A 13,774-nucleotide genomic window follows, 5' to 3' on the forward strand; every position below is an offset into this window, starting at 1 on the left:
CGACCGTCGGCAACGTCGCCTCAGGAACGGTCGTCGACGGGCCGTCGCTGTTCCGCCCGGCCGTCCGCCAGTCCGCGGGCGTAGGCCTCGGCCGACCCCTCGCGGAACAGGTCGTCGGCGCTGCCGCGCACGAGGACACGGGCGCCCGGACCGTCGTCGTCGGTCACGTGCCTGCCCATGCCGCGCACGACTGCGACGGCTCGCCCGCTCGCCTTGCCGCGCACCAGCTCCGAGGCGGCGGCGATCTCGTCGACGACGGCGGTCACCGTCACGTTGAGCGGGCGCCCGTGGGTGTCCGTCGCGCCGCGCAGGTCGTCGGTCGGGGTGATCCCCGCGCAGCCGATCGCGATGTCGACCAGGGCGTCGCGCCAGGGCCGGCCGGCCGTGTCGGTGACGACGACGCCGATCCGCCGCACGCCCAGCCGCTGGCTGAGCGCGGCGCGGATCGTGCGGGCCGAGACGTCCGGGTCCACGGGGAGCAGCAGGACGGTGCCCTCGGGGGTATTGCTCGCGTCGACGCCCGCCGCTGCCATCACCAGGCCGAGCTTGTTCTCCACGATGCGCAGCGGCGGCAGTCCCGGCCGTTCCCGCCGGGCGACCACCCGGACCGTCTCGTCGGTGATGGCCTGCTCCCGGTCGTCGGCGGCCACCACGCGCCCCTCCGCCTTGGACACGATCTTCGAGGTCACGACCACGACGTCGCCGTCGCGCGGCCGGTCCTGCTCCTCCTGGCCGGCCAGGAGGTCGGCGATCAGCTCGCCGAGGTCGTCGCCGGGGGTGATCTCGGGCAGCCCGTCGGGGGCCCAGACGCTCAGTCGTTCCACCGCACCATCCTCACACCGCCGTTCACCGCACGAGCTTCGGGAGCACCTCGCGGCCGAACGTCTCGATCCACTCGCGCTGGTTGCGCCCCACGTTGTGCAGGTAGATCCGGTCGAAGCCCAGGTCAACGTACCGCTGGATCGACGCCCGGTGCTCGTCCGGGTCGGCGGAGATCAGCATGCGGCCCTCGAAGTCCTCCGGCCGCACCATCCGGGCGAGCTGCGCGAAGTCGTGCGGCGAGCGGATGTCGGACCGCGGGAACCGCATCCCGCCCACCGGCCACTCAGTCAGGGCGTTGGCGACCGCCTCGTCGTGCGTGGGTGCCCACGAGAGATGGAGCTGCAGCGCCTTCGGCATCTTCCCCGGGTCACGGCCGGACTCGCGGGCGCCGTCGGCGAACCTGGTCAGCAGGGCCGACATCCGGTCCAGCGGCGCGGCCTGCGTGATCAGCCCGTCCGCCGTCCGCCCGGCGCGGCGGGCGGTGACCGGACCCGCCGTCGCGACCAGGATCTCGGGCGCCGCCTCCGGCATGGTCCAGAGCCGCGTCGACTCGAGCCGGAAGTAGGTGCCTGCGTGCTTCACGTCGCGCCCGGCCAGGGAGGCGGCGAAGAGCTTCCTGATGATCTCGACCGCCTCGAACATGCGGTTGATCCGCTCGGGCGCCTCCGGCCAGTAGCCGCCCACCACGTGCTCGTTGAGCGCCTCGCCCGAGCCGACGCCGAGCCAGTGCCTACCGGGGTTCATCGCCGCGAGGGTCGCCGACGCCTGGGCCACCACCGCCGGGTGCCACCGGAACGTCGGCGCCGTCACGGGCCCCAGGTCGCCCGTGGTGTGCTCGGCCGCGGCCGCGAGCACGTTCCACACGAAGCCCGCCTGGCCCTGCTGGGGGGTCCACGGCTGGTAGTGGTCGGCGGCCATGACGCCGGAGAAGCCGTGCGCCTCCGCGTGCGCCGCCAGCTCCACCGCCGCGCGGGGCGCGAACTGTTCGAGCATCGCGGCATAGCCGATCGTCACCACGCGGAACAGCCTAAGGCCCTGACAGGTGGCGAGGGTCAGAGCCGCCCGTGGTCCCGGAGCATGACCAGCGCGCCGAGGGTGACGATGCCGCGCCACTCCACGGCCTGCCCCGGCGACCAGTGCAGGAAGTCGAAGTCCCAGCCGCCGTCGTCGAGCTGCTCCTGTTCGAGCCGGTCCAGCTCCGCCGAGATCTGCGCCTCGGTGAACAGCGCCCGGCTCGGCACCCCCGGCCGGGTGGACAGATGCAGGGGCGTGAGCTTCTCGTCGTCCTGCCCGCCCTCGATGGGGATGGTTCCGTCCTCGCGCAGAGCCGGCCGCAGCCGCTCGATGGCGGCCGCCGCACGGTCCGGCTCGGGCACGGCGTCGAGGAAGTGAACGGCGAACTCGAGCGCGTACCCGCTCAGTGGGTCTTCCCCCTCGACCTGCCGCCAGCACCACGCCGTCGCCGCGTCGAGCCAGGGATGGTTCAGCCCCAGCTCCCACAGGTGGCCGGCGATCCCGTAGGTGAGCAGCCCGCTGTCGCTCGGCTCCGCCATCCACGGCGCGGCCGGGTAGCCGGCCCCCGAGGGCAGCACGTGCGGCACCCGCCCGTCGGGCAGCGCGACGGAGGCCAACCAGTCCGCGGTCTCGGTGGCCAGCACCGCGACCGACGGGTCGGCCGCCGTGCCCAGCTCGGCCAGCACCTCGAGCGCGGACATCGCGCTCGAGACCTGGCTGTCGGGCCCGCGCAGGTCGGGTTCCAGCGCGTGACCCCACCCGCCGTCGTCGTTCCGGTAAGGACGCAGGGCGTCCAGGACACGTCCGCTCGATCCGCCGTCGAACAGCGCCGCGAGGCGGTGCCGCTCCAGCAGGCGGGCGTCGTCGTAGATGAACCGCCGGGCGGCTCCGATGTCGATGCTTCTGGTGTCTGTGCTCTGTGTTGTGTTCATGGCTTCGACGCTATGCGGCCGTCAGGGCGGCGTCTTCCAGGAATCGGACGGGTGTGAGCCCGGTCAGGCGACGCACCTCGTCGGACATGTGAGCCTGGCTCGCGTACCCGGCCGCCACGGCACGCTCGGCGAGCGACACGAACGGCACGGCCCCGCCCGCGGACAGGCCGATCAGCCGCCGCAGCCGGGCGACGCGCCCCAGCATCTTCGGCCCGTAGCCGACGGCGTCCACGGTGCGACGGTGCAGGTGCCGCTCGCTCACGCCCAGGTCCTCGGCGACGCCGGAGATCCGCGCCCCGGGCACGCCGAGCCGTCGCGCGGCCGCGGCGACGAGCCCGTCGCGCTCCGCCTTGCGGTGCAGCACGGTGCGTGCGAGGAGATCCAGCCGCCCCGCCGGGTCCGCCGCGCTGAGCGCGTCGGCGAGCGCCGGGCCGACGTCGGGCCACACCTCGGCGAGAGGTACTCGCTGGTCCCGCACCTCCGACGCCGGTATGCCCAGGACGGCGCCCGCCGCACCGGGTCGCAGGCGGATGCCGCTGGTGCGCGACGCCTCCGGTGCGCTGCTTGCCCCGGCGACGACCGGGCCGGTGTCCGCGCCGACGATCACCAGCTCACCGTCGAGCCGGACCAGGTCGACGCAGCCGTCCGGGATGATCCGCTGCTCGTGGCCCGGCAACACCTCGTGCTCCCACAGGCACGCCACCACCGGCAGCAGGCCGGTCGGCGGCGCGAGCTCGCGGTAGGTGGTCACGAGGACCACGCTACGCGGCCCCTCTGACACACGCGGGCCGTCGCCCAAGAGGCCACGAAGGCATCGGTGCCCGTGCCGGTCGAGTGTCAGAGGTCGGTGGCAGAGTCGAGCCATGCCCCACGTCCCGGCTCGACCGAGCCGCAGAAGCCGCTCGCTCGGCACGCAGCGCCACGTCTCGTGGCGCCGCCGTGCCCTGCGGGTCGCCGCGGTCGCGGTCCCTGCCGCCCTCCTCGCCGCTGCCGCCTCGTCGTACGCGGCAGTGGTGACCGGCCGGATGGCCGCCGACCCGGCGCAGGACACGCTGGTACTGCTCGCCACGGTGAGCGGCGCCGTCGTCGTGCTGGACGCCGTGACGTGGCTCGTGGTGCAGCGCGCAACGGCCCGCGCGGAGGCCACGCTCCGGGCCGATCTCGCCGCCGCTGCCCTCGGCCAGCCCTTGCCCGCGCTCGAGGAGCAGGCGGTGGGCGAGCTCCTGGACCGTGTCGACGGCGACCCCGCCCGGCTCACCCGCGCGATCAGCGGTATCGGCATCACGCTGGGTCAGGCGGCGATCAGCCTGGTGGTCGGCTGGGTGGCCGCCGGCCTGGTGTGGTGGCCGGCCTGGGTGGCGTTCCCGCTGGTGGCGGCCGCGGTGCTCGTGTTCGCACGCCGGTCGGCGCGGCCCCTGCGTGACCTGAGCCGGCGTAGTGCCGAGGCGGGCTCCGACCACATGGCGCAGTTCGAGGAGGCGGTGGCGGCCCGGGACGACCTGCGCACCGCCCAGGGTCAGCGGTACGCACTGCGCCGGTACGCCGAGCTGGCGGCGCGACAGATCCGGCTCAGGGAGGAGTGGTCGGCTGCGTTCTCCCGCGTGCGGCTCCGCACGGAGCTGCCGCTGGACGCCCTGGTGGGCGCCGTTCTCGTCGGCGGGGTGTGGGCCGTGACGGGCGGCGCGCTGGACGTCGCACGGCTGGTCACGCTGTGGCTGCTCGTCACGGGGTTCGTCGGACGGGTGGACGTCCTGGGCCGCCTCCTGCCGCGCGTGGAGGAGGCGATCGGCACGTTCCAGCGGGTCCGCGACCTGCTCGCGGCACCCCAGGAGCCCAGTGGTGGCACGCCGTTCCCCGACCGGTCCGCCGGGGTCGACGTCGAGCTGCGCGACCTGACGTTCACCTACGACGGCGGCTTCACGCTAGGCCCGCTGTCGCTGACCATCCCCGCCGGCAGCACGTGTGCCCTGGTGGGGCGGACGGGATCGGGCAAGACGACGCTCACCAAGATGCTGTCGCGAGCGGTCGAGCCGCCCGCGGGAAGCGTCTTCGTGGCGGGCCGGGACATCACAGGGCTGGACGTGCACGAGCTCCGCCTGCGGGTGGGGGTCGTCGGGCAGCGCACCGAGATCCTCGCCGCGACGCTCGCCGACAACATCACGCTCTGGGCGCCGGTCCCGGCGGAACGAGTCGAGCGCGCGGTGGAGGCGCTGGGCCTGCGGGCCTGGGTAGCGTCCCTGCCGGACGGCCTGGACACCCGTCTGGGTCCCGACGGCGTGGCTCTGTCGGCCGGCGAGGAGCAGCTCGTCGCCTTCGCGCGGCTGCTGGTGCGCGACGTCGAGGTGGTGGTCCTCGACGAGGCGACGGCCCGCATGGATCCGGCGACGGCGGAGCGGGTCACGCTGGCCGCACGGGCCCTCCTGGCCGGGCGGACGGCGATCGTCGTGGCGCACCGGCTGCCGACCGCGCGGCATGCCGACACCGTGGCCGTGCTCGACGGCGGCCGCCTCGTCGAGCACGGGCCCTGGGACCGTCTGGCGGCGTCGGACGGTCACTTCGCGCGGCTCGTCGCCGCGGCGGGGCTCGTCGCCGACGTGGGCCCGGGAACTGCGGACGCTGTGCCGGTGGGAGGGGTGGCCGGTGGCACGCAGACACCTGGTCCGGCCGGTCTCGGCGGGCCGAACTTGACCGATGCCGCTGGGCCGGGCCTGGCCGCGCGGACCGCCCGCACGGGCGCCAGGCGGCCGGCAACGAACGCCGACGCCCCGCGCCGTCGTTCGATGGTGCGTGCCGTGTGGAGCACGCTGCGCGCCCGACCGGCCGGCCTGCTGCTGCCGGCCGTCGTGTGGGAGGTCACGGACTACCTGACCTCGACCGGTCTGGTGGTCGGGTGGCTCTGGGCGCTGCTCGTGGTGAACCTGCAGAGCGGTGCGCAGCCCTGGCTGCTGGCGTGCGCCATCCTGGCGGCCGTGGTGGCGAACACGCTGCTGCCGCTCACGGTCCGGCTGGCCAGCACGCGCTGGTGGGCCGACTCGCGCCTGCGGCTGCACCTCAGCGTCCTGCGCGGGCAGACGGCGCAGCGCCGCACGGTGCGCGACGCTCCGGGCGAGATCGCCGCACGGGCGCAGGAGGACTACCGGCTCACCGGCCACACCCAGGCCTGGCGCGAGCTGGTCACGGCGCCGATCACGCTCGCACTCCTCGTGCTGCTGAGCGAGAGCCTGCTGGCCGGCGCGGTCGGTCTGGGCATGGCCGCCGTGATGTTCGCCGTCCAGGTCCTGGGCAGCCGCTCGGTCGCGGCGGCCGCCCGGCAGGCGGGCGACGCCGCCGCGGACCTGGGCCGCCTGCTCGGGTCGGCCCTCGACGCCGTGCGTACCGTCAAGCTCGCCGCAGCGACCGGCGGCGTCCTCGCCCAGGTCGCCCGCGTGGACGGACGCCGGGTCCAGGCCTCGCTGCGTGAGGAGCAGACGAACTTCCTGGTAGGTCTCACGCCCTCCGTGCTGAGCCGGGCCGCGACGGTCCTCGCCTGGACGCTGCACCTGAACGGCACGTGGTCACTGGCCACGACGCTCCTGGTCAGCACGTCGATCGGCACGTTCAGCTGGATCGGGTACGGGCTGGGCGACCTCGTCACGAGCGCGGTGTCCGCGCGGCGCTGGGTCGACGTCGCCTCCCGGTACGCGGGCACCGATCGCCTCGCCGACGTGCCCGACGACGTCGACCTCTTCGCCGGCACCGCGATCCCATCTGCAACGGCCAACGCCGACGAGCGAGCCACGTCGAACGGGCCGACTACGCCGCACGGGCGGACCACCTCAAACGGCCGAGCCACGCCCGACACCCGGACCGCGTCGGATAACCCGACCACGCCCGACAGCCAGACCACCCTGGGCACAGAAGCCTCGCCGGACACCCGTAGCGGCGCCGCCGCGCAGGCGCGCACCGACCTCCCAGGCGGCCTGCGCGAGCTGCGGCTGGAGGGCGTCAGCGCGACGCACGACGACGGCACCGTCGGTGTCGCCGGCGTGGACCTCACGGTGCGGCGCGGCGAGCTGGTGCTGGTGGTCGGGCGGGTGGGCTCGGGCAAGTCGTCCCTGCTCGCCGCCCTCTCGGGCCTCGTCGACCTCGACGGGCGGCTCACCTGGAACGGCACCGACGTCACCGACCCGGAGACGTTCCTGCGCCCACCCCGCGTCGCCCACGTCGCCCAGGTGCCGCACGTCGTGTCCGGAACCGTCGCGGACAACGTCCGCCTCGACCACGAGCGACCCGTCACCGGCCCGCTCGGGTCGGCGGGCCTGGAGCGCGACGTCGCCGAGGCGGGCGGGGCCGGCACGCTCGTGGGCCACAGGGGCCTGCGGCTCTCGGGTGGCCAGGTGCAGCGGCTCGGCCTGGCCCGGGCGCTGGCCACCGGCTCCGACCTGCTCCTCGTCGACGACGTCTCCTCGGCCCTCGACGCCGTGACGGAGGCGGAGGTGTGGACGGGCCTGCGGGCCGCCGGCACCACGGTGCTCGGCACGACGTCGCGCGCGGCCACCCTCGCGGCGGCCGACCGGGTGGTGGTGCTCGACGGCGGGCGGGTGGCCGCCGTCGGACACTGGCAGGACCTGGAGCCGCACTGGTCCCACCTCGCCGGGTGACCCGGCCGGCGTCGTCCGCGGGCGGGCGAAGCGCGAGACCTACCGCCCGGAGCGGGCGGCCACCATGGGCAGTCCTCCCCCTCCCCGGGCCGAGACAGCGCGCGAGGCCGCTGATAGCGTCGGCGCCCGACAGCGGGCAGTGGCCCGCCACCCGCCAAGGAGTCCTCGTGCGTGCATCCCGGACCGTCCCCGCCGCCCTGACCGCCGCGTTCGTCGCGGCGGCCCTGTCCGCCTGCACGCCGGACGGCCCCACGGAACCGGCCCCGCCGCTCGGCGAGGCCCTCGCCGCGTACACGGACCTGCGCGACGACGCCATGACCGCGCTCGAGCAGGCGGACGGGCCGGACCTCACGTGGGCGGAGTCGGTCGCCCCCTACCCGTCGATCGCCGAGCAGGACGACGGCGGCTGCGTCCTGTTCGTCACGAACGCCGACGGGACCGGCACCATCGACGACGCCGAGGCCGTGCTCACCTCGCTCGCTGCATCGCTCGACCCGGTGCTCGAGGAGCACGGCATGGGGCCGATGTCCGGGGTGCAGCACACCGAGCACGGCGGCCAGATCTGGACCGAGGCCGTCGCCGCCACGGGCTGGTCCGTCGCGCTGAGGGGCGGCGGGCAGTCGTCGGCGGAGCAGCCGGACGCCCTCGTGGAGCTGTCCATCAACGGCCCGGTCGCCACGGACACGTGCGACGACGCCGCTCTGCAGGAAGCGCTCGCCGAGGTCGGCTGATCCGCACCCGCACGACCCGGCGTCCTGTGGATAACGTGCACTTCGGCTTGCTCGGATCTGGAACACTGGTGGGCATGAGCATTCCCGCCTCCTCCGGGCCGACGGACCCGGCCGCGACCACACCCGCCCATGACTCCCCAGCCGCCACGGTAGGCGGCGCCGACGTCATACGCGCGGTGGTCAAGGAGGTACCGGACAAGGTCAGCACGGACGGTCTCGAGGCCAAGTTCGACGAGCGGTGGACGGCGGAGCGGACCTTCGCGTTCGACCGCACCAAGACCCGCGACGAGATCTACTCGATCGACACGCCTCCGCCGACCGCCTCGGGCTCCCTGCACGTGGGGCACGTGTTCAGCTACACGCACACCGACATCCTGGCCCGGTTCAAGCGCATGCGCGGCCTCGAGGTCTTCTACCCCATGGGCTGGGACGACAACGGCCTGCCGACCGAGCGCCGTGTCCAGAACTACTACGGCGTGCGCGTCGACCTGTCGCTGCCCTACGACCCGGACTTCACGCCGCCGTTCGAGGGCACGGGCAAGAGCGTCAAGGCCGCCGACCAGGTCCCGGTCAGCCGCCGCAACTTCGTCGAGCTGTGCGAGCGTCTGACGGCCGAGGACGAGAAGCAGTTCGAGGAGCTCTGGCGCCGGCTCGGAATCTCCGTGGACTGGGCGCAGACGTACCAGACCATCGGGGACAGCTCGCGCGCCACGGCGCAGCGTGCGTTCGTGCGCAACCTGCAGCGCGGCGAGGCCTACCAGGCCGAGGCGCCGGGTCTGTGGGACGTCACGTTCCAGACCGCCGTGGCCCAGGCCGAGCTGGAGGCCCGCGACTACCCCGGCCACTTCCACAAGGTCGCCTTCCACCAGGCCGACGGCGAGCCCGTCTACATCGAGACCACGCGGCCGGAGCTCATCCCGGCGGTCGTCGCGCTGATCGCCCACCCGGACGACGAGCGCTACCAGCACCTGTTCGGCACGACGGTGACCTCGCCCCTGTTCGGCGTCGAGGTCCCCGTGCTCGCCCATCACCTGGCCGAGCCGGACAAGGGTGCGGGCATCGCGATGTGCTGCACCTTCGGTGACCTCACCGACGTGCAGTGGTGGCGCGAGCTGCAGCTCCCGACGCGCTCGATCATCAACCGCGACGGGCGCATCACGCGCGAGGTGCCGGAGTGGCTCGCGGGCGGCCCCGGCGTCGAGCTGTTCGAGGCTGAGGTCGCGGGCAAGACGACCTTCACCGCCCGCAAGGCGATCGTCGACGCCCTGGCCGCGTCGGGCGACATGCCGACCGAGCCGGTGCCCACCCAGCGCAAGGCCAACTTCTTCGAGAAGGGCGACAAGCCGCTCGAGATCGTGACCTCGCGCCAGTGGTACATCCGCAACGGCGGGCGCGACCAGGACCTCCGTGAGGAGCTGCTGGCCCGCGGCAAGGAGCTGGACTTCCACCCCGACTTCATGCGGGTGCGGTACCAGAACTGGGTCAACGGCCTCAACGGCGACTGGCTGGTGAGCCGCCAGCGGTTCTTCGGCGTCGCGATCCCGCTGTGGTACCCGGTCAGCGCGAACGGCGAGGTCGACTACGACCACCCGATCGTGCCGGCAGAGGACTCGCTCCCGGTTGACCCGACGTCGCAGGCGCCCGCCGGCTACACCGAGGACCAGCGCGGCCAGGCCGGCGGGTTCGTCGGCGACGCCGACGTCATGGACACCTGGGCCACCTCGTCCCTGACCCCGCAGATCGTCAGCGGCTGGGAGACCGACCAGGACCTCTTCGACCGCGTGTACCCGATGGACCTGCGCCCGCAGGGTCAGGACATCATCCGTACCTGGCTGTTCTCCACCGTGGTGCGCTCGCACCTGGAGAACAAGGTGCTGCCCTGGAAGAACGCGACCATCAGCGGCTGGATCCTCGACCCGGACCGCAAGAAGATGTCGAAGTCCAAGGGCAACGTCGTCACGCCGATGGACCTGCTCGTGGAGCACGGTTCCGACGCGGTGCGGTACTGGGCGGCCTCGGCCCGCCTGGGCACGGACGCGGCGTTCGAGGTGGGCCAGATGAAGATCGGGCGCCGCCTGGCGATCAAGGTGCTCAACGCCTCGAAGTTCGCGCTGTCGTTCGGTGGCGGCGCGGGCAGCGAGATCGCCCTCGACCCGGCGGCCGTCACGGTGTCGCTGGACAAGTCGATGCTCGCGGGCCTGGGGGACGTCGTCGAGCAGGCGACCACCGCGCTCGACGCCTACGACCACACCCGTGCGCTGGAGGTCACCGAGACGTTCTTCTGGACGTTCTGCGACGACTACCTCGAGCTCGTCAAGGACCGCGCCTACGGCGCGGGTGCCGACTCGGCGGACATCTCCCCGGAGACGACGTCGGCCCGCACCGCCCTGGCGATCGCGCTCGACACCATGCTGCGCCTCCTGGCTCCCTACCTGCCGTTCGCCACGGAGGAGGTCTGGTCCTGGTGGCGCGAGGGTTCCGTGCACCGCGCGCCCTGGCCCGTCGCGGGGCCGCTGCGGGTGGCCGGCGGCAGCGCCGACCCGGCCGACCTCACGGCGGCCGGGCACGCCCTCGCCGCGCTGCGCAAGGTGAAGTCCGAGGCCAAGGCATCGATGCGCACGCCGATCCTCGCCGCGGCACTGGCCGTGCCCGCCGGTTCGCTGGCCGCGGTCGAGTCCGCCGTCGAGGACGTCAAGGCCGCCGGCCGCGTCACCGGCCCGCTCGATCTCGTGACCGCTGCCGGCGGCCAGGGCGACCCGGCCGTCCAGGGCGGCATGGTCGTGACGTCGAGCGAGCTGGGCGAGGCTCCGGCACGCAACAAGGGCTGACCCACCCGGGCGCGCTGTCCAGCGGGGCGGTTCGCGAGCAGGGCGGTTTGCGAGCAGGGCGGTTTGCGAGCGGAGCGGTTCGCGAGCGGAGCGGTTCGCGAGCAGAGCGGTTTGGCGGGGCAGGACCGAACTGCTCGCGAGTGAGCGAGGCAGAACTTTTTCCGAGAAGGTGAGACAGAAGCGGGGGCCGGAGCGCTGATCAGCGCTCCGGCCCCCGCTTCTGTCTCACCACAGTTCCGCTCGGTCCGGACAGTTCCGCTCGGTCCGGTTGCCCGTGCCGTCGAGCCCGACCGGCCGAGCCTGACCGGCCGAGCCTGACCGGTCGAGTCGAGTCGGTCGAGTCCGTCGGTCGAGTCCCGACCGAGCCTCACCGAACGATCCGCTCGGTCGAGACGGCCAGGTCAGTTGAGCATCAGCACCACGGCATCGCCGGCCTCGGCTGCCGCACCGTAGAACGCGGTGAGCTCCCCATAAGCCTCCGCCAGACGCTCGGGATCGGTCTCCGCCGCGTGCTCGGCCGGGTCCGGGCAGACCTCCTCGTCGCACACGTGGACGGTGAGCGGCGCCAGGGCGTCGAACGACGTGCCCACCAGGAAGGCCGCCGCCTTCTCCACCTCCTCCGGGCCCAGGTAGCGCACCGGCTTGATCCCGTCGGTCGAGGTCAGCTCCGCGCCACCCTGCACAGGGTCGACGGGCATCCCCCCGTGCACCAGCAGGGCCGTGTGGAGCGGGCCCCAGACCGTGCCGATGCTGAAGTACCTCGCCTCCCGCGGCGGGAGGTCCATCTGCACCCACTCGCCCGCGAGCTCGTCGATGTGCTCCAGCGCCCAGGTCAGATCTGTACGTGCTCTGTCGAAGTCGTCGGCCGTAATCCGCGCGTACTCACAATGAATCATCCCCATGGCCCGAGACCGTACCGATAATGCGTTTCCGTGGGTATGGGCAAACCGGACACATTCGAGCGCAACAATTTCTCATACGCGGTAAAACGGAAATTCCAGCCCAAGAGAAGCCCGTTCTGGGCGCCTTTAGACCCCTACAGTCGGCCGAGAATTCACACCGAATTCACGTGGGCAGATCAATGCAGCCGTCGGTCGTCGCCGGACATGCTCGCGAGGGCCTCGGTGGGTGTGCCGTCGTCGCGCCAGCGCAGGGTTGCGGCCACGCCGTCCATGAGCTCGACCGAGCCCTCGGGCGCGAACGTCAGGCCGGCGTCCTGCCCCACCGCGGCGCGCACGAGCGCGACCGTCGCGGGCAGCTCCTCCAGGCGGTCGGTCACGCCGATCGCCTCGAGGTCGGACCGGCTCGCCGCGATGTGCATCGGGTCCGGACCGATCCAGAGCGTGCGCCCGTTCACCGGGCCGGCGCTCGCGCCGTACTCCTCTGCCAGCACGAGCTCCTTGACCTGCCCGCGCGCGAGCACGGCCACGACGTCGTCCACCGACGTGACGGCGTTGGACTCACGGCCGAGCTCCTGCCGCAGCTCCGCGAGCACCCGCTCGCGCCGTCGCTCACGGTAGGAGTCGAGCGCCTCCGCGACGCGCTCGGCGAACGCGCCCTCGTGCACGCCCGCTCCGCGTCCGCCGCCGGGCACCTCGACCACCTTCTCCGCGACCGTCGCCGTCAGCGCGGCCCGCACGAGCGACACCGCCCGTTTGTCCCCGGTGAGCAGGACCAGCTCTGCCCTGGTCTCGATCGCCTGGCGCTCGATCTCGGCCGCCACGGCGGCGGCGTTGCGTTCCCACGAGTCCTCGGCGCGCGACTCGATGCGCGCCCGCTTGACCCCCGTGGACCCCGTCTTCGCGATCTCGTCGTGCGGCGCCTCGAACGTGCTGTGCGTCTTGCCGCCCGGCCCCGCGCGGAGGAAGTCCGCGCCCTGCCGGTCCACGGCCACCTTGAGCAGCTCCACCGACTCGTCGGCGGCCAGCGCGGCCTGCAGCAGCGCGGGCACCCGTGCCCAGGAGCTCACCGTCGTGGTGGGCGGGTTGTTCACCACCCGGTCCACCAGCACACCCGTGCCGTCGGCGATGACGACCCGGCCGTGCGGCCCCGGGACCCTCGTGGGCCGTAGCACCGCCTCTTCGATCGCGTCCAGCACGGCCGCCGGGGCCTTCTGCTGCGCCAGCTCCCTGCGCGCCGCGTTCCAGCGGCCGCCGACGTCACGGTCGGCTGCCTGCTCGGACGGCGTCGCGTCCAGGTAGAGGGTGGCAAAGGGGCCGGGGTGGCCGAGGAGGGGTTTGAGCCAGTCGATCTTCATGCGCACCTCCACGTCTCCCGCCGAGGTCGAGGTGACGCCCTGCCGCATGACCTCGCCCCGGCGTTCCCTCCAGGAAACGACGAATCTCGGGCAGACGCCACCCCTGTGCCGGAATTACCCGTGACCTGTACCGGACACACTTTCCGGCCGCCTCTACGACTCGTCCCGGGCGGGCAAATCTGCACCATGCATCGGTCACCTTCAAGCGTAGGTGTCGACCTCCGGCAGGTTCTCGCCCTTGTGCTGCGCGGCGATCAGCTCGTGGTGGCGGATCACCTCGCTGACGATGAACTGGCGGAACTGCACGGCGAACTCCGGGTCGAGACCGGCCTCCTCCGCGATGCTCGTGAGCCGGGCGATCTGCTCCTGGTCGCGCGCCGGGTCCGCGGGCGGCAGGCCGCCGACGGCCTTGAGCTCCCCGACCCTGCGCGTCATCTTGAACCGCTCGGCCAGCAGGTGCACCAGGGCCGCGTCGATGTTGTCGATGCTCCCGCGGAGCCGGAGGATCTCGGAGGGCACCGGAGCGCCGGTCGGTTCGTTGTCAGACACA

Annotated in this window: 10 protein-coding genes; 3 read left to right on the forward strand and 7 right to left on the reverse strand. The window is 73.2% G+C overall.

Translation table 11 applies throughout. The annotated features are described in order from the left end of the window. Positions 1-20: 20 nt before the first annotated feature. The 4 genes from cofE to AC0QU1_RS17055 are packed head-to-tail and all read right to left on the reverse strand — an operon-like array spanning position 21 to position 3,519. Positions 21-824, reverse strand: a complete 804-nt coding sequence (gene cofE, locus AC0QU1_RS17040; RefSeq protein WP_483570928.1) for a coenzyme F420-0:L-glutamate ligase — start codon at positions 822-824, stop codon at positions 21-23. A 22-nt stretch (positions 825-846) separates the two neighbouring features. After that, positions 847-1,815, reverse strand: coding sequence for a TIGR03557 family F420-dependent LLM class oxidoreductase (locus AC0QU1_RS17045; protein ID WP_483616559.1), 969 nt, complete (start codon positions 1,813-1,815; stop codon positions 847-849). A 59-nt stretch (positions 1,816-1,874) separates the two neighbouring features. Continuing rightward, entirely contained in the window at positions 1,875-2,768 is an 894-nt protein-coding gene (locus AC0QU1_RS17050; protein ID WP_483570930.1) for a hypothetical protein, read from the reverse strand. A gap of 10 nt (positions 2,769-2,778) precedes the next feature. After that, positions 2,779-3,519, reverse strand: a complete 741-nt coding sequence (locus tag AC0QU1_RS17055; RefSeq protein ID WP_483570931.1) for an AraC family transcriptional regulator — start codon at positions 3,517-3,519, stop codon at positions 2,779-2,781. Between the two features lie 112 nt (positions 3,520-3,631). Here AC0QU1_RS17055 and AC0QU1_RS17060 point away from each other — a divergent pair, with 112 nt between their 5' ends. From AC0QU1_RS17060 to valS, 3 genes are all read left to right on the forward strand, one after another. Beyond that, positions 3,632-7,408 (forward strand): ATP-binding cassette domain-containing protein, encoded by a 3,777-nt coding sequence (locus AC0QU1_RS17060; RefSeq protein WP_483570932.1) that lies wholly within the window; start codon positions 3,632-3,634, stop codon positions 7,406-7,408. A 167-nt stretch (positions 7,409-7,575) separates the two neighbouring features. Beyond that, positions 7,576-8,139, forward strand: a complete 564-nt coding sequence (locus AC0QU1_RS17065) for a hypothetical protein (RefSeq protein WP_483570934.1) — start codon at positions 7,576-7,578, stop codon at positions 8,137-8,139. Between the two features lie 74 nt (positions 8,140-8,213). Next, entirely contained in the window at positions 8,214-10,967 is a 2,754-nt protein-coding gene (valS, locus tag AC0QU1_RS17070) for a valine--tRNA ligase (protein ID WP_483570936.1), read from the forward strand. A 401-nt stretch (positions 10,968-11,368) separates the two neighbouring features. Here the strand turns inward: valS and AC0QU1_RS17075 are convergent, their stop codons facing one another. The 3 genes from AC0QU1_RS17075 to AC0QU1_RS17085 all read right to left on the reverse strand — a co-directional run bounded on the left by AC0QU1_RS17075 (position 11,369) and on the right by AC0QU1_RS17085 (position 13,773). Next, the gene (locus AC0QU1_RS17075; protein ID WP_483570938.1) at positions 11,369-11,869 is read right to left on the reverse strand and encodes a DUF1877 family protein; all 501 of its coding nucleotides are present in this window, start codon (positions 11,867-11,869) and stop codon (positions 11,369-11,371) included. 176 nt (positions 11,870-12,045) lie between these two features. Further along, positions 12,046-13,224, reverse strand: a complete 1,179-nt coding sequence (locus AC0QU1_RS17080) for a baeRF2 domain-containing protein (protein WP_483616244.1) — start codon at positions 13,222-13,224, stop codon at positions 12,046-12,048. Between the two features lie 201 nt (positions 13,225-13,425). Further along, on the reverse strand, positions 13,426-13,773 hold the full coding sequence (locus AC0QU1_RS17085) for a chorismate mutase (protein ID WP_483570940.1): 348 nt from the start codon (positions 13,771-13,773) through the stop codon (positions 13,426-13,428). Position 13,774 lies beyond the last annotated feature (1 nt).

It is taken from the genome of Promicromonospora noduliphila, assembly GCF_056951025.1.

Excerpts from the sequence above, each read along its gene's own strand:
- AC0QU1_RS17045 (WP_483616559.1), bottom strand. The coding sequence starts at position 1,815 with ATGCTCGAACAGTTCGCGCCCCGCGCGGCGGTGGAGCTGGCGGCGCAC.
- AC0QU1_RS17075 (WP_483570938.1), bottom strand. The coding sequence starts at position 11,869 with ATGGGGATGATTCATTGTGAGTACGCGCGGATTACGGCCGACGACTTC.
- AC0QU1_RS17050 (WP_483570930.1), bottom strand. The coding sequence starts at position 2,768 with ATGAACACAACACAGAGCACAGACACCAGAAGCATCGACATCGGAGCC.
- AC0QU1_RS17080 (WP_483616244.1), bottom strand. The coding sequence starts at position 13,224 with ATGAAGATCGACTGGCTCAAACCCCTCCTCGGCCACCCCGGCCCCTTT.
- valS (WP_483570936.1), top strand. The coding sequence starts at position 8,214 with ATGAGCATTCCCGCCTCCTCCGGGCCGACGGACCCGGCCGCGACCACA.
- AC0QU1_RS17060 (WP_483570932.1), top strand. The coding sequence starts at position 3,632 with ATGCCCCACGTCCCGGCTCGACCGAGCCGCAGAAGCCGCTCGCTCGGC.